At 50.3% G+C, this 15,255-nt stretch carries 14 protein-coding genes; 4 read left to right on the top strand and 10 right to left on the bottom strand.

Annotation, left to right across the window (positions count from 1 at the left end; genetic code table 11):
- The first annotated feature begins 108 nt into the window (after positions 1–108).
- The gene (locus tag AC0LWM_RS13800) at positions 109–723 is read left to right on the top strand and encodes a TetR/AcrR family transcriptional regulator (protein ID WP_474675530.1); all 615 of its coding nucleotides are present in this window, start codon (positions 109–111) and stop codon (positions 721–723) included.
- 89 nt (positions 724–812) lie between these two features.
- On the opposite strand, the gene AC0LWM_RS13795 is transcribed toward AC0LWM_RS13800, so the two are convergent.
- Complete coding sequence (locus tag AC0LWM_RS13795; RefSeq protein ID WP_474675529.1) at positions 813–2,159, bottom strand: amino acid permease; 1,347 nt, start codon at positions 2,157–2,159, stop codon at positions 813–815.
- A gap of 161 nt (positions 2,160–2,320) precedes the next feature.
- Here AC0LWM_RS13795 and AC0LWM_RS13790 point away from each other — a divergent pair, with 161 nt between their 5' ends.
- Positions 2,321–4,441: a LamG-like jellyroll fold domain-containing protein gene (locus AC0LWM_RS13790; RefSeq protein WP_474675528.1), complete on the top strand. Its 2,121-nt coding sequence runs from the start codon at positions 2,321–2,323 to the stop codon at positions 4,439–4,441.
- Positions 4,442–4,544: 103 nt separating this feature from the next.
- Here the strand turns inward: AC0LWM_RS13790 and AC0LWM_RS13785 are convergent, their stop codons facing one another.
- Complete coding sequence (locus AC0LWM_RS13785) at positions 4,545–4,889, bottom strand: winged helix-turn-helix transcriptional regulator (protein WP_474675527.1); 345 nt, start codon at positions 4,887–4,889, stop codon at positions 4,545–4,547.
- A 236-nt stretch (positions 4,890–5,125) separates the two neighbouring features.
- Here AC0LWM_RS13785 and AC0LWM_RS13780 point away from each other — a divergent pair, with 236 nt between their 5' ends.
- Entirely contained in the window at positions 5,126–5,764 is a 639-nt protein-coding gene (locus tag AC0LWM_RS13780; RefSeq protein ID WP_474675526.1) for a carboxylesterase family protein, read from the top strand.
- A 37-nt stretch (positions 5,765–5,801) separates the two neighbouring features.
- On the top strand, positions 5,802–7,334 hold the full coding sequence (locus AC0LWM_RS13775; protein ID WP_474675525.1) for an MDR family MFS transporter: 1,533 nt from the start codon (positions 5,802–5,804) through the stop codon (positions 7,332–7,334).
- Positions 7,335–7,428: 94 nt separating this feature from the next.
- On the opposite strand, the gene AC0LWM_RS13770 is transcribed toward AC0LWM_RS13775, so the two are convergent.
- Genes AC0LWM_RS13770 through AC0LWM_RS13735 form a run of 8 tightly spaced genes read right to left on the bottom strand, consistent with a single transcriptional unit; the run spans position 7,429 to position 14,607 of the window.
- A complete protein-coding gene (locus tag AC0LWM_RS13770) occupies positions 7,429–8,268 on the bottom strand; it encodes an ABC transporter permease (protein WP_474675524.1) in 840 nt (279 codons plus the stop codon).
- Positions 8,265–9,416: an extracellular solute-binding protein gene (locus AC0LWM_RS13765; RefSeq protein WP_474675523.1), complete on the bottom strand. Its 1,152-nt coding sequence runs from the start codon at positions 9,414–9,416 to the stop codon at positions 8,265–8,267. The genes AC0LWM_RS13770 and AC0LWM_RS13765 overlap by 4 nt, the downstream gene beginning before the upstream one ends.
- A gap of 32 nt (positions 9,417–9,448) precedes the next feature.
- The gene (locus tag AC0LWM_RS13760) at positions 9,449–10,480 is read right to left on the bottom strand and encodes an ABC transporter ATP-binding protein (protein WP_474675522.1); all 1,032 of its coding nucleotides are present in this window, start codon (positions 10,478–10,480) and stop codon (positions 9,449–9,451) included.
- Between the two features lie 35 nt (positions 10,481–10,515).
- Positions 10,516–11,337 (bottom strand): ABC transporter permease, encoded by an 822-nt coding sequence (locus tag AC0LWM_RS13755; RefSeq protein WP_474675521.1) that lies wholly within the window; start codon positions 11,335–11,337, stop codon positions 10,516–10,518.
- Between the two features lie 40 nt (positions 11,338–11,377).
- Positions 11,378–12,391 carry a LacI family DNA-binding transcriptional regulator gene (locus tag AC0LWM_RS13750; RefSeq protein WP_474675520.1) on the bottom strand — a complete coding sequence of 338 codons (1,014 nt, stop codon included), beginning with the start codon at positions 12,389–12,391 and terminating at the stop codon, positions 11,378–11,380.
- Between the two features lie 16 nt (positions 12,392–12,407).
- A complete protein-coding gene (locus AC0LWM_RS13745) occupies positions 12,408–13,127 on the bottom strand; it encodes a glycerophosphodiester phosphodiesterase (protein ID WP_474675519.1) in 720 nt (239 codons plus the stop codon).
- The gene (locus AC0LWM_RS13740) at positions 13,124–14,146 is read right to left on the bottom strand and encodes a CehA/McbA family metallohydrolase (RefSeq protein WP_474675518.1); all 1,023 of its coding nucleotides are present in this window, start codon (positions 14,144–14,146) and stop codon (positions 13,124–13,126) included. Before AC0LWM_RS13740 ends, AC0LWM_RS13745 begins: the two co-directional genes overlap by 4 nt.
- Positions 14,143–14,607, bottom strand: coding sequence for a hypothetical protein (locus AC0LWM_RS13735; protein ID WP_474675517.1), 465 nt, complete (start codon positions 14,605–14,607; stop codon positions 14,143–14,145). The genes AC0LWM_RS13740 and AC0LWM_RS13735 overlap by 4 nt, the downstream gene beginning before the upstream one ends.
- Positions 14,608–15,255 lie beyond the last annotated feature (648 nt).

Genomic DNA, 15,255 nt, shown 5'->3' with positions numbered 1-15,255 from the left:
AATATTTCGCAGCCAATTGTTGACATCCGATTAACCTAGGACATCTCTTTCCTTTTCGCAAAAATCCATATATCCTTAAGATATTGAGCATCGGACGGAGGAAACGGAATGAATAACCGGAATGTAGAGGACAAGCGCCATTTACGATCGCAGAAAACACGGCAGAAATTATTGGAAGCCGCGAAGGAAATTTTTCTTCAGGAAGGCTTTCAGAAAGCAACGATCACGCAAATGATTAAGCATGCCGGCATCGGATACGGGACGGCGTATGTTCATTTTGAGGGCAAAGAAGATTTGCTCATCGTCTTGATGGAAGACGTCATGGAGCGATTTTTTGAAATCGCCGAGATCTCCTTCGTGCCGAAATCGAAGCAAGAAGCCGAGGAGATCATTAACAAGCAGGCGAATGCTTTTTTGACGATGGCGGAGGCCGAGCGGGCCATGATGCAGGTGTTTGCCCAGGCGATTGGGGTTTCTTCCTTGGTTGCGGATAAATGGAAAGCGATTCGGGAAAAATTTATTCAGCGCATTTCTCAGGACGTTGCCTACGCCCAGCAAAACGGACTCGCCCGCTCCGAGTTAAATCATGAGATCGTCGCCCGCGGCTGGTTTTTCACGAACGAAATGTACTTGTGGGAAATCGTGCGGGACGAGCATCACGGATCAGTTGAAGAGATCGCGAGGACGATCACTGCGGTTTATGTGGCGGGGTTATATTTTTGAAAAAATTGGCCAAACCTTGCATGAAAAGAAGTCCGCTCGCAATCGAACGGACTTCTCAAGTCGTCAAAACTAACCTCTAAAATTGATGATCATCGCGGCCGATCCGAACGGAATTTAGCAAAAGACCACAGGATGAGCAGCAGCAGCACGAAGAAGCATACCCCGATGCTAAGCCGGTTCGCCGGATCCAGCACAAACATAAACGCAATAATGGCCAGACACAAAACCACGGCTCCCGTTACATAAGGAAATCCCCACACCTTGAAACTTGGTTTCACCGGATAATGGGCTCGCAGCTTGAGCTGTGCCAAAGCAATGCAAATCCATACCAAGAGCACCACAAAACCCGGTACCGCCATTAACACCCGGAATAGCTGGTCTTGTGCGAAAAATCCGAGCATGGCCCCGACCAGCAGGACAGCCGCGCACAGCAATAGGGCGTTCACCGGACTTCCTTTGCGATTCGTTTTGGCAAAAGCCTTGGGAGCTTCTCCCGCTGCCGCCATAGAAAACAGCATCCGAGATGCGCCGTATATCCCCGAATTGGCTGCGGACAGAACGGCCGTAACGAGAATAAAGTTCATAATATGTGCCGTCCCGGAAAGCCCGGTTGACGATAGAACCTGAACAAACGGACTGCTCTCCGGCCCTATTTCATTCCACGGGATCAATCCGCAGATGACAAGGATCGGCAAAGTGAAGAACATCACGATTCGCAGAATAAAGTTGCCGACCATTTTGGGCAGTATGCCGGCCGCATTTTCCGTTTCCGTCAGCGTTAAGCCAATGAGCTCCGACCCGCCATAAGAGAACATCACAACAAGCATGGCTGAAAAAATAGAAGCCCACCCATTCGGCAAGAAGCCCCCGGAACCTTTAAAATTCTCCAGGTATGGCGTATGTTCACTTGGAATAATCCCGAAAATCAAACCTGCACCGAGCACAATAAAAACGATGATCATCACAATCTTGATCCCGGCCAGCCAAAATTCAAATTCCCCGAGCACGCCTACGCTGAGCAAATTAATCAATATAATAAAGGCAGCGCAGGCCAGACTGAGTACCCACAACGGAACGTCTAAGAACCAATATTGTAAAAAGCTGCCGGCAGCAATGATCTCAATGACGCATACGGTTAACCATAAAAAACAATACAGCCAACCCATTACAAAAGAGACCTTGACCCCAAAAGCTTCCCGGATAAAATCCTTCATGTTCCGATTCGGATAGACGGTCGCCATTTCCGCCATGGCAGCCATAACAACCAATAGCAGCAGACCGGCGATAATATAAGATAAAACAACACCCGGCCCCGCCAGTCCGATCGTTTCGCCGCTCCCTTTAAAAATCCCCGTTCCGATGACACCGCCCATGGCCATTAAACTGATGTGTCTGGGTTTTAATTTTTTCTGTAACGTACCCTCTTGTTGTCCCATTTGTGTTCCCCCTGATGTTGTTCATAGGCAGCTGTTTATTTTTTAAAATAGCATAACCAGTATAACCTATGATGCAGCTGCATGAACAGAAGGGTTGATTGGAAAACAAGTCCACTAAAAGTATAATGGACTAAGAAATTCAGACATGTGGAGGTTTTGTCATGACATTTCCCCTTATTGCATCGATTACATTCGATAATCACTTAAAAGACGATGCGAATCCAGAGCATTTGCTCGAAGCAAATGGAATTTATAGTTTTGTAGACGGTGTATTACCAGGGACCAAAGCGCTGCATTTAGAAAGCGGAAATGGCAATTATGTCAGTACGACGAATAGCTTGAATTTTGGCAAGGACAGTTTTACCGTATCCTTCTGGTATAAAGGCGACACGAACAATAATCAAGTCATATGTTCTAACAAGGATTTTAGTGATGGCTTGAGCGCAGGCTGGGCGATTTACACATCGGTACATTCGGTCGAAATGAATTTCGGATTCCCGAACGCATCCGTAAACAATATTTCCTTTGGGCGCAACACGTTTAATGCTTCCGATTGGCGTTATGTGACCTATGTTGTAGACCGAAATAAAATGCTGGCGTCGTTGTATATTGATGGCTACGAGATGGCTGAAACTACGCTAGGTCCCGGAAGTTTAGATACATCGAACCCATTACATATTGGTTGCGACGGGTCGGGCAACTTCGGCGGCAATTCATTCGATATCGCTGATCTGATGATTTGGAAAGGTGCACTTAGCAGAGATGCAGTTCAAGCGAATTATCTTAGTTACGCTATAAATAAAGTAAATATGAAAGCACTTAACGACACCATATCAGAAGCAAATGCAGTCATAGCAGGCGGTCTCGGCAATGGCTTCAGCGAAACCGATTTTGGTGATTTGAACAAGGTTTTGAATGCGGCAACTGCGGTTGCAACAACGCAAAAAGTAAAATTTTATACACAGGAAACGATCAATTATTACAACCGTGAACTAAACAACGCCATTTTCATCTATCAAAAAAGCAATAAATCATTAACTCCCGCCGATTTTAATATGATTGTGGACAGCGACCCGGAAATCAGCAGTAATCCCGCTGCCATCGCGCGCGTGGAAGAAGGTTTCAGAAAAGAACTGAGCATAATCCCGCAGGCCGACGTCTTGTTTATTCCCGGCGATGTTACCGGCGGCAACAATGCTATAGAATATTTGTGGATGAAAGAGATGACTAGCGTATACGATAAACTTAAAAATGAGGGTTTATTTGATAATACGGCATTTTATATCATAAGAGGCAACCATGATATGGGTGGCGCCGAAGAATTCATACCTGTCGGTTCGGCAGGCGCTTGGAACGAATCTACGAATTCGTACGATAACAATTTCTTTAACGATGCTTATCGGGTAAAGGTAAAAGGATATAATCTTGTATGTTTTGATGGAAATTACAACAACGACAATACGGTGGGAAAAACCATTGATTTCCTCAACCAAATTACCGAAGAAGAGGATTACGATCCAACAAAACCGATCTTTGTATCTTCTCACTTCCCTATAAGCGGTACCGTGTGGTCAGAGAGATGGAGCAGCGAGGCAAGCAATCAGGTAGGTAAATATATTGCCGACAACAATTTATCGCAGGTGGTATATCTATCTGGTCACACGCACTACGACCCGACCGACGAACGTTCTCTCTATCAAGGTGCGGCTACGTATCTCGAATGCGGCGCGTCGACATATTCCAGTTATATGGATAGCGGTCCGTACGGAGACTATATCGAAGGCGCGTATGTCAATTACAATACCGCACCTCGTATTGCGAACTTCTTAGAGGTTTATGGTACCAAAATAATTATCAAACAGTACAATTTAAGTACAGATCAGTTTGTAGGCATACCTCGTGTGGTAAACGTCGGCGAAGGCCAAGATGCCTTCACATACAGCAGGAGCGATACAAGAGAACTCATTGCTCCGCAGTTTGATGAGGGAATTATGGTCAACTCCATCAATGGCAACGAAGTTACTTTTACAATAAAGCAAGCAAATGACAATGTGCACGTGTTGGAATATAATATTCAGCTGATCAACAAGCTCACCGGGGAAGTGGACCAATCGTTCAACAGCCTTTCGTTGCCGCTAGACAAGCCATTCGATGAGTACAGGCAATATCAAGTCACTGGTTTATCGCCACAAACTCCATACATACTCCGGGCATTCGCCGCGGATTCCATGTATAACCGTTCGTCGCAGGACATGGACATAATAACTGACGATGTAAAATAGCTTCGGCATGATACTATGGAAAAAGGGTCACCGCATGTTAAGGCAGGTGGCCCTACTTGTGTTGCCCTCACAAACGTCCCCCTCATCAAATCATCCTAAGCATTTATACTGAGTTCTTCTCCGATTCTTTCCGAAAATGTTCTTGATACATTCCGCCCCAATCCATAAGAGTCACCAGTATCGGATGAAGTGACAATCCGAGCTCGGTTAAAGAGTACTCTACTTTGGGAGGCACTTGGTTATATATCGTTCTTTCTACAATACCATCCTCCTCCAGCTCTCTTAAGGATTGTATCAACATTTTTTGCGTAATATTTACCACGAGCTTCTGCAGCTCAGATGTTCGTTTCGGACCAAAATGCAAATGATATAGAATAAGTCCCTTCCATTTACCGCCGATCACTCTAATGCAAATTTCGAGCTTATCATAGCAAAAAGTCATAGCCATAAATCCCACTTCCTTCACAATTATTACTTTCGGGTTAGTATATCACTAATAAGTGGGTTCTTCCCTAATATTCATTATTGCACTAATATGGTTTCAATTCCACTTCCATGTTAGTGAATGATTTAAAAGGGGGGAAAGATCGGAATGAATTAGTGAGTGATAAACGATCTGACTATGGATGCAATTAAAGAATGATTGGAACAGTAAAAACAAAATTAACTTAAGGTGGAATTTTTATGATTCAAATAGACGAAAAATTGCGAAAAGACGGTGCGAGTCTAAATTATTTGCTTCATTTACCGAATCGAATAAAGTCTTCTCAGCGATTGCCCCTGCTCCTTTATCTCCATGGCGTATCACAGCGGGGAAATGATTTGGATCTATTAAGATTAGATTTCCTTCCACAGCAACTCGAGAAAAGGTCAGACATCCCATTTATCGTCGTTACCCCACAATGTCCTGACCAATCCTCTTGGAATATGGAAACAGACTTCATCATAGCTCTTCTTGATGAGATCGTTGCAGAATACCCTGTGGATCACAAGAGAATCTATCTAACAGGAATCAGTATGGGTGGCTATGGCGTATGGGATTTAGCCATTAAATATCCACAGCGATTTGCTGCACTCGCCCCCATGTGCGGTGGTGGGGATCCTGAAAAAGCAGAGGTCTTGAAGAATATCCCGATATGGGCGTTTCACGGCGAGAAGGATGATGTTATTCCATTGCAGGAAACAATGAATATGGTAGAAGCTATAAAACGACATAATGGGAATGTAAAATTAACCGTTTATCCCAATGCGGGTCACGATTTGACAGAAACCTATGCTGACCCTTTGCTCTATAATTGGCTCTTAGAGCAAGTTTCCCAATAATATGATGAAGATGAAATGGGAAGGAAGACAAACAACAATGATTGCACCACGTAACAATGTGGGTGTTATCGTCTCCAGCTTACTACTTGGGATTCTGATGGCATCCATGGACAACACGATTGTCACGACGGCGATGGGAACGATCGTCGGCGAGCTCAGCGGGATGGACAAATTTGTCTGGGTCACGTCGGCTTACATGGTCGCCGAGATGGCGGGCATGCCGATCTTCGGCAAGCTGTCCGATATGTATGGGCGCAAGCGGTTTTATATTTTCGGGCTTTTGATGTTCATGTTGGGTTCCATCCTGTGCGGTACGGCGCATTCCATCGTAGAGTTGAGCATTTATCGCGCTATTCAAGGAATCGGCGGGGGAGCGCTAATTCCAATTGCTTTTACGATCATGTTTGATGCCGTTCCGGCTGAAAGCCGCGGCAAACTAGGCGGATTATTCGGAGCTGTGTTCGGCATATCGAGTATTTTCGGACCATTACTTGGTGCTTACATTACCGACTATATCAAGTGGGAATGGATTTTCTACATTAACCTGCCGCTGGGTCTGATTGCCTTTATCATGATCGCTTTCTTCTATAAAGAGTCCGTTCAGCATACAAAGCAGCGAATCGACTGGGGTGGAGCGGCTGCGTTCGTCGGCAGCGTGGTATGCCTCATGTTCGCGCTCGAGCTCGGAGGCAAACAGTATGCTTGGGATTCCGGCTTAATTATCAGCTTGTTTGCCGGATTTGCCGCGCTTCTGGTTGCATTTATCTTCATCGAACGAACCGTTCAAGAGCCCATCATATCGTTCGGCATGTTTCGCAAACGTCTATACTGGACCAGCAACGTCATTTCCATATTCAGCGGCGCAGCATTCATCACGGCATCGGTCTACATCCCGATCTTCGTCCAGGGCGTTCTGGGAGGAAAAGCGACGAACTCCGGTCTCGTGCTCCTGCCGATGATGCTGGGGTCCGTCGTGTCGTCAACCATTAGCGGCTTCCTGATTACCAAGACGACGTTCCGTTTGCTTATGGTGCCAACTCTTGCTTTGCTTGCGATCGGCAATATTTTGCTTACAACGCTTGGCATTGAATCACCTAAATTCATGATTATCATCTTCATGATTCTGATTGGTCTGGGTATCGGGACGACCTTCTCCGTTCTGAGCAATGCCGCGATCTTCTCATTCACGCCTAGGGAACGTGGCGCAGCCAGCGCCACTCTGAACTTCCTGCGTTCGCTAGGGATGACGATTGGAATCACGGTATTCGGGATTATTCAAAGCCATACCATGAACAACAAGCCGACGGCATTGTTCTCGGGGGGCGGCGGTCAAAGCCAGATTCCAGCAGGCATCAATCTCAGCGATCCGAGCGCCATTCTATCGTCGGAAACGAGGGAAGCCATTCCGCAGCAGGTGCTCGAGAAGATTACGACAGCGCTCTCGTCCTCCATCTCGCATACCTTCGCATGGGCGATTATTCCATCCCTACTTGCGCTGGTCTTCTCTTTCTTCATGGGCCGCGAGAAGCTGACGAAATTGGAGAGCGACGAATATACAGGCTCTCATTAGGCGTAAAAAGAAGTCCGGGCACCGAGTTAATCTAACTTGATGCCCGGACTTAGATCGCGTTAGAGCTGGTGAAGAGTAAGGTTACTCTGGAGCCCTACATACGGGCCGATTCTTCCTTCGCCATCGAGCGGATATAGAAATAACCCGGCACCGAGCAAAGCAAAAACGTAAAAAACGCAATCGCGGAGGCTTGCTCGCGCTCGCCGAACACGCCGAACACTTGCTGCATCGCCACGCCAAGCATTTGCGGCGAATTCTGGCCCATGAGGAACGGCGCGGTGAACGATCCGATGACGCCCATGAACACGAACGTAAACGCGACTAGAAACGTTTTGTAAGACAAGGGAAAAATAAACCGGAAGAAGATGCTGAACCGGCCTGCCCCGACGTCCTTGGCGCTTTCGATCACCGAGTTCGGAATGCCCGCGATCGCGGAGCTGAGCAGCATCGTCGCGAACGGAATGTTGAACCACAGGTTCGCAATAATAAGCCCTTTCGCATCAAAAATAATTCTGGGCAGCTCCAGCCCAAACGGAAGCAGCAGACGCGCCAGCCAGCCGTGGTTGCCGAGCAAATTCATAAGGCCGTAAGTCGCGATGACGCCCGGAATGAACATCGGAATCATGTAGGTTTTGCGGATCCATCTGGCGATCCAGCCCGAGCTGAATCGCAGATACAGCGCCAACGCATAGCTGACTACCAAGACAACTGCGCAGGAGATGATTGTGATTTGGAGCGTATACACGATGTTCGCCCGCATCCCGGTGTCCGTGAACAGCGCTTGGTATCGGCTGAAATCGTAACCGCCCGAACTGTTGTGCAAGCTTGCGATAAAAGACTGTACGATGGGCAACACAACGATGACGAGCAAAAGCAAGAAGGCGGGGCCGACAAGCGTCAGCCCCCATATCGCTTGTTTCGCATTTTTACTCATTGGGCAGCGACATCGCTTTGCCAGCGTTTGTTGATTTCATTGCCCAGATCGCCAAGGTTGAACGCACGGAAGCCTTCCGCTACCCCGCTGAACTTATCTTGAACGTCTTTGGACATGTGCGAAAGCTCGATGCCCGGGAATCCGTTCATTTTGTTAACAATAACCTCTTGCGCTTCAGGCGAAAGAACGAAGTTCAGGAATTGATAGACCGCTTCTTTCTTCTCGGACAGCTTGTTCACCATCAGGTAAGTCGGCCCGCCGTTGAAGCCCGGCGTAATTTGCTGCAGCTTCACGCTTTCCGGCAGCAGCTTTTCGTTTAATTGCTGAAGTGCCATGTCGGACCAAGCCGGGATCATGTCGACCTCGCCGTTTTGGAGCAAATCGAGCGTGCCTTGATTTTTCTTCGGATAGATACCTTTGCCGTACACGTAGTTCCCCAGATCCTTCAGCACTTTAAAGCCTTTGTCCCACTCGGCCATGATCGACGGGTCGCTGTTATGGATCGCTTCTTCCGGCAAACCGTTGTACAGCACCGTCGTCACGAACGAGCTACCCGATCCCCCTGTGGACGGATCGTTATAAGCGAACTTGCCTGGGTTATTGCGAATCCACTCCAGCAGCTCGTCCAGCGTCTTCGGCGGGTTGGCCACCTTCTCGCTGTTGTAAGCAAGCACGACCGCGGAGGCACGGTAAGGAATCGCCAGTTGGTTCACATCCTGCATCGTCTTCGCGTCGACATTCGCCAAGTTTTTGATCGCGTCGGTCGAAAGCGACTCCCATACGTCGTCTTTGCCGCCTTGGCTAACGACGTTTATGCCATCCTCATACAAATCGATGTCGCCGGAGCCTTTCCCAGCTTGCTTCGCCGCCAGAATACGGTCGTACGTCGGCTGCGCGCCCGTGCCGGAAGGCAGGTAAACCGCCTGCACGTCGATCGTCGGATTTTCCTTCTTGAACATCGGGATTAGCGTATCCCACAAATCTTTGACGTTCTGCGAGCCGGAGAAATAGAAGCTGAATGAGACCTGTTCCGTGGCGGCGGTGGCGGCCGGCGAATCGGATGTTTTGTTTTCGCTTTTGGCCCCGCAACCTGCCAACGCCATCAACGAAACGGTTACTGCACAAGCAATTGTCATCATTTTTTTCATGGTTCTCTTCCTCCCGAATATCTCTTTTTTGATCAAGCGCATGGATAAGCTAACGTTTTGGAATAGTCGACTCGTACTTGCTGTCCGACGGACAATTCGCGGACCGCTTCCTTCGGTTGGAAGCTGCGGACGGTGAAGGCATCCTCCAGTTCGATCGAAACTTCCGCATAATGCCCAAGCACCATCATGTGCTTAATGACTCCTTGCAGCCCTTTCCCGCTCTTCTGCTCGGAAAAGATCAATACGTCCTCGGGTCTTGCCGCGACCATGACTTTGCCGGTTAATCCTCTGGGATTCGGGAAATCGGCTTGTCCCGCCCGAATGACGTTTTGCCCGGCCACCCCCTCCATAAAATTCATTTTGCCGATAAATTCGGCCACATACAGCGTTTCCGGCTCGTCGTAAATATACCGCGGGTTGCCGACCTGCTCGATATGACCGTGGTTCATGACGACGATCCGGTCGGACAGCGCAAGCGCTTCTTCCTGGTCATGGGTGACGAAAACCATCGTTAGCCCTGTCTGCGACTGAATTTCTCGCAACTCCTCCCGCATCTCATGCCTCAGCTTCGCGTCGAGCGCGGAGAACGGCTCGTCGAGCAGCAGCACCGCCGGCTTCAGTAGGAGCGACCGCGCAAGCGCAACGCGCTGCTGCTGTCCTCCCGAAAGCTGGGTCGGAAGCTTCTTCTCCGCCCCGGGCAGCCTCACCAAGCGAAGCGCGCCGGCTACCGCCTCGCGTATTTCCGCTTTGGGCATCTTGCGTATGTGAAGGCCGAATGCCAGATTGTCATAGACGGACATATGCGGCCATAAATTGTAGCTTTGAAACACCATCGAAGTCGGCCGTTTCTCCGGGGGAAGCTTTACGACGCTTTGTCCTTCGATCAAGATATCTCCGGAGTCCGGTTCCAGAAATCCGCCGATGCTTCGCAGCACCGTCGTTTTGCCGCAGCCCGAAGGGCCGAGCAGCGTCACAAGCTCGCCTTTGGCGACATCCAGGTTGATCCCGGTTACGCCTTCGCCCGTTTTGTATCGTTTGGAAAGATTGCGTATGGAAAGTTGCATGCTTCTGTTTTAACCTCCGATCGGGTTTATTCGGTTTACTTGACTTGAAATCCGCTCGCGAGCACATCCGCGCTCACCAATCGCTGCGCCGCAAGAAGCAGAATCAGGGTCGGCAGCGTCAAAATAATCGAGAATACGGCCCCCGCGCTGGCGGGAAAATCCGAAACGATCGAATACATGACGACCGGCATCGTTTTGAAATCCGGTATGCCGACAAGGAACGTACCTTGCGCCTCGTCCAGCGAATTAAGGAACGTGAAGACAGAGGCGACGAGAATTCCTGGCATCGCCATCGGCAGCGTAATGCTGCGGAAGACGCGGAACGGTGAAGCGCCGACGTCTCTCGCGGATTCTTCCTGCGCGGCGTGCACGTTGCGGAAAGCCGCCGTCGGGATCCAGGTCATGAACATCAGAACGTTGATCATATGGATCAGCACGACGCCGAGCAGCGTGTTCATCAGACCGAGCCGGTAGAACAGAACGGCAATGGCGACGTACAGCCCCATCTTGGGAAAAGCGTGCGTCAGTAGAAACGAAAACAGGAACACTTTTTTGAACGGAAACCGGATTCGGGCAAAAGCGTATGCCGCGGGTATGCAAAGCACGATCGACAAGGCGGTCACGCAAGCGGCAATGACAAAAGACAGGCCGATGGACGAGGCGATATCCTCTTTGCTCAGGACGAAGCTCCACCATTTCAGCGACCATTGGTGCGGCAAAGCATCGGGATAAGACCACTGGCCGCTAAACGCCAGAACGGCAAGATTCAGCAACGGCCCGGCGAAAAAAACGGCAAATACGGTCAATAAAACAAACTCGACGATTCTGCGAATGCCGACCGCACGGAAATACCACATTACGATTCGTTTCTCCTTTCGTCATCAACGGCGAGCCGTTTTAGGTTGATCGATACGTAGACTGCCTCACGATCAGCTCGCTCGGGTATATGTTCAGCTTAGGCACATCCTGTTCCTTGCGGATCAGCCTATCGAGCAAATCGACCGCGTCCCTGCCCATGCTCGCCGTATCGATTTGCACCGACGTCAGCCCCGGCGTGTACATCGCCGCGTAATCGATATTGTCGAAGCCCAAGACGGAGGCTTGTCCCGGAACGGCAATCGCATGCTCCAGCAGCGCCTTCATCGCCCCAAGCGCCAGCATGTCGTTCGTGGCCACCAAAGCGCCGATTCTTTCTCCGGAAAACCAGTCGATATGCTCCTTCATCAGCGCGTATCCCTGCTCGAACGTCGAATCCCGGGATGAGACGATATCCAGCGTCTCGGCTCCTCCAAGCTGCTCCAAACCGCGTTTGAACCCTTCCAAGCGAAGGTTATGGCTGCGATGCTCCTGAGGTCCCGCGATCACGAGAAAATGCCGGTGGCCCAGCCCGTACAGATGGGAAGCCGCCTTCGCCCCTCCCTCCTCGTCGTCGCTGACGAGATGAATGACCTCCGGATCGTCCGTCGATCCGTTGACCATCAGGTACGGCACGTTAAACTTTTTCACGTAATCGATGACGTTTTTGCGCAAGCGGCTGATCAGAATGAGACCGTCCACCCGCTGCTCGAGCAAATAATCGGTCGAACGGAGCGACATTTCGCGGTCCGTCTTTAGAAATATCGAGTAGCCTTTCGCTTCGGCTTGCATGAGGACGGCGTCGATCAGCTTGCTGTACAGCGGATGAGAGACGATCGGCAGCGTCTCGCGAAAGACGATGACGCCGATGTTATGGGTTCGCTGCGACACCATTGCCCGCGCTACGGCGCTAGGCTTGTATTGCAATTGTTCTATAATCTTCATGACGCGCTCCCGAACTTCGGGGCTTGCATACCCGTTCCCGGATATGACGCGTGATGCGGTCGATCTGGACACGCCGGCCAGAGCCGCGATCTCGTTGATGTTATATCCCATTTACCGACTGAACTCCCTATTTCCAATTTGCCTTCACGACCTGAAGCATATCGACGGCCCGCGTCGTAATCGAACGTACGCCAAGCTCCGCGCAGCGCCTCATTTCCTCCGCTTCATCGATAGTCCAGACATACACGGGTAGCCCGGCGTCTTCGGCGATTTCCATCATTCTGCCGTTTAAAACTTGGTACGGCACATTCAGGCCGAAGCACCCGGCATCGAGCGCTTCTTTGCACGACTCCCTCACCGCTTCCTCGTACGCCATCGTTCGAAAATGCTGAACATTCACGTTGAGCAGCTTCCGCATTCCTGGCACAACGCTCTTCGCCTTGAGTGCACGCTCATAAAAGCAGCCGGTCATAAATACGCGATCCGCTATATCGGTCCGTTGAATCAGCCGGGAAACCGGCTCGAGCGCATCGTCCGTTTTCATATCCAGATTGATCATCGTATCGGAGCCTTTCACAAGCGCCAACAGTTCCTCCAGAGCGACAACCGGCGTTTCGGCAATCTCTCGCAGCTCCTGATAAGTCATGCCGGAGAGGCTTGCCGTCTCTCCGCTCGCCGTTCGGATTTCGTCGTCATGGCTAAGGACGAGTATTCCGTCTTGGGTCGACCGTATATCGTCTTCGATAATATCGACGCCAAGCGCCAACGCGGCGCGTCCGGACGCCATGGAATTATCGGGCGTTCCCATGCAGCCCGTATGCGCGGTAATAAGCGGGAATTCATTCATATGGCTACCTCCCGGTCAAAATAAATGGCGTTCGTAAAAGCGATCAACGTGCGTACGCCGCGTACGATGCCCCAAAGCTCGGCTCTGATCCAAACCGGGCGCTTCTCGCTTGAACTAAGCCCGATTTCGTAGTGCTTGTCCTCCGCTCCAAGGTGCAACTCGGCAAGGCATCCTTCGCTGCTGTTAACAACGAGCCGGAATGACTGGTCTGGAAGCTGCCACAATCCTTTCCGGGCGGAAAACGAGACGTTCACATGAGCAGTATAGCGCTCATTGTCATCGGGATGGCCTGCAGGAACCGCGGCACCAAGCTCGTAAGTTGCTCCGCTCGCTTCGCCGAGCACCTTCATCGTGACGAGCGGGCCGATCGTGACGGCAACCCGGCCCTCTCTCAAGGCGTTCACCGCCGCTTCCTGTATGGAAGCATCCTCTTCCTTCAGCCCAAGATAGGTGACGGACAAGGGGTCCTCCGTCTCCTCTTGACGATGCCAATCTCGCCCGGAGGTTGCCGCGATGCGCACGCCATCGTTCAGAAGATGCGTCCATAACGCGAAGGCCCGCAGGTTATCCTGCTTCACCGGCGCGAAGGTCGTCGACCACACCTCGATATAATCGAAATCGTTCCAGTCGCGGATGTTGAATTCCCAGAAGCATCCCGTACAGATGGGCGTACCGATCCGGAACGGATGAGCCAAACCGGCGACGCCTCCTTGTTTGTGCACCTCCGTAACATTGGCATGAATCGCATCCGGCTCCGCTTTCCGCCAATCGACGAACGCGTCCAAGCCGACGGTGACCATATGTCCGTAAAAGGTCGTCCACTCCATCCCCGGAAGTATGGCGATCCCCGTTTCCCTCTCGATGTCCTCTTTCCTCTGCAAGCCCGACATCGTGTTATGGTCGGTCAAAGCGATACATTCGAAGCCGAGCCGCTTCGCTGCCGCAGCAAGCTCGAGCAGCGTTTGTTTGCCGTCACTATGGATCGTATGGGTGTGAAGCTCGCAAGCCAGCCATTTCATTCGGCATCCTCCTCGTCCGCCCACACCCGGAGCCGGTATGTGCAGCTTTCCGTCACGACGGAATGAACGCTGACCGTAACGGTCCATTCACCCGCTCCGATTGGCCCTTTCATCAGGCCTGGTGAAGCTTCCTCTGCGGATAGGAATAGCAGTTGGTTCTGGTCGTGCCGATGGCATGCACCTCGGTAGCCGTCCGGCGCATCCACGGATAAGGTCAATAAATTCGAAAGCTTCGTCTCGCGCTCCAAATGTCGCCGCGCCGCAGTTCTTTGCTCAGGTTCGAAGTAACGGTCGATGCAGGCCGCCACATACTCCCTCGTGAGCTCCCCGTCCTCAAGCAGCTTCGGGGAATACGAAAATTCAATGTGCAGCTTGGACTTCGGCCGCAAGAGCTCGAACTTGCTGCTAATATGCGTACTCGTATCGAGCGGCGATAAGGTTTGCATCTTATCGATCAGCATCGTCGATCGTATCCTTTCCTCTTGAATGTGGGATCGATCTCAGATGGGATCGTTCTCACATCTCCAATGTACATCCGAAATGTTCGAGCTTTGTTATCCGGGTTAAAATGTTTTGTAAATGGGGTTTTGGGCAAAAGCTGAAGACATCATTAACAAACAAGCAAGCCGAGCGGGACATGATGCAAGTCGCCTACGCCCAACAAAACGGCTGGTGCGATCCGAATTAAATCATGATATCGTAGTACGCGGCTGGTTTTTCACGAATGAAATGTACCTGTGGGAGATTTTGTGAGACAACGTCATTGTTTGGTTGAGGAGATTGCGAAGACAATCACTTCGGTTCATGTGGCGAGGCTTTATATGTAGAAAAGAAAGCTCCCGGGTGAACGGGAGCTTTTTGGGAATTGGTCAATAATGGAATAATTTATTCCTGACCAGCGAAAAACTTTACTTTACATGTACCGTATTCATGAACATGTTAAAGTTATTTGGCATCGTTCGAAAAAATCTTGAGTAGAGGTGCGGTCTGGCTATAAAAAGGGTCATGACCCTTTCGATCAAAGTATCTTGATACTAGAACATTCCGGATCGGATCAAAAAAGAATAATGATCTTTTTATTGGTAAGTATTCTCTCTGTATCATTCATG

This window comes from Paenibacillus sp. sgz302148 (genome assembly GCF_056120465.1).
Note: the sequence above shows the minus strand (reverse complement) of the source record. Positions and strands in the feature narration are given on the sequence as shown.

Bases quoted from the DNA above. Each gene is read 5' to 3' on its own strand.
- AC0LWM_RS13800 (WP_474675530.1), top strand. From the start codon at position 109: ATGAATAACCGGAATGTAGAGGACAAGCGCCATTTACGATCGCAGAAA.
- AC0LWM_RS13795 (WP_474675529.1), bottom strand. From the start codon at position 2,159: ATGGGACAACAAGAGGGTACGTTACAGAAAAAATTAAAACCCAGACAC.
- AC0LWM_RS13790 (WP_474675528.1), top strand. From the start codon at position 2,321: ATGACATTTCCCCTTATTGCATCGATTACATTCGATAATCACTTAAAA.
- AC0LWM_RS13785 (WP_474675527.1), bottom strand. From the start codon at position 4,889: ATGGCTATGACTTTTTGCTATGATAAGCTCGAAATTTGCATTAGAGTG.
- AC0LWM_RS13780 (WP_474675526.1), top strand. From the start codon at position 5,126: ATGATTCAAATAGACGAAAAATTGCGAAAAGACGGTGCGAGTCTAAAT.
- AC0LWM_RS13775 (WP_474675525.1), top strand. From the start codon at position 5,802: ATGATTGCACCACGTAACAATGTGGGTGTTATCGTCTCCAGCTTACTA.
- AC0LWM_RS13770 (WP_474675524.1), bottom strand. From the start codon at position 8,268: ATGAGTAAAAATGCGAAACAAGCGATATGGGGGCTGACGCTTGTCGGC.
- AC0LWM_RS13765 (WP_474675523.1), bottom strand. From the start codon at position 9,416: ATGAAAAAAATGATGACAATTGCTTGTGCAGTAACCGTTTCGTTGATG.
- AC0LWM_RS13760 (WP_474675522.1), bottom strand. From the start codon at position 10,480: ATGCAACTTTCCATACGCAATCTTTCCAAACGATACAAAACGGGCGAA.
- AC0LWM_RS13755 (WP_474675521.1), bottom strand. From the start codon at position 11,337: ATGTGGTATTTCCGTGCGGTCGGCATTCGCAGAATCGTCGAGTTTGTT.
- AC0LWM_RS13750 (WP_474675520.1), bottom strand. From the start codon at position 12,391: ATGGGATATAACATCAACGAGATCGCGGCTCTGGCCGGCGTGTCCAGA.
- AC0LWM_RS13745 (WP_474675519.1), bottom strand. From the start codon at position 13,127: ATGAATGAATTCCCGCTTATTACCGCGCATACGGGCTGCATGGGAACG.
- AC0LWM_RS13740 (WP_474675518.1), bottom strand. From the start codon at position 14,146: ATGAAATGGCTGGCTTGCGAGCTTCACACCCATACGATCCATAGTGAC.
- AC0LWM_RS13735 (WP_474675517.1), bottom strand. From the start codon at position 14,607: ATGCTGATCGATAAGATGCAAACCTTATCGCCGCTCGATACGAGTACG.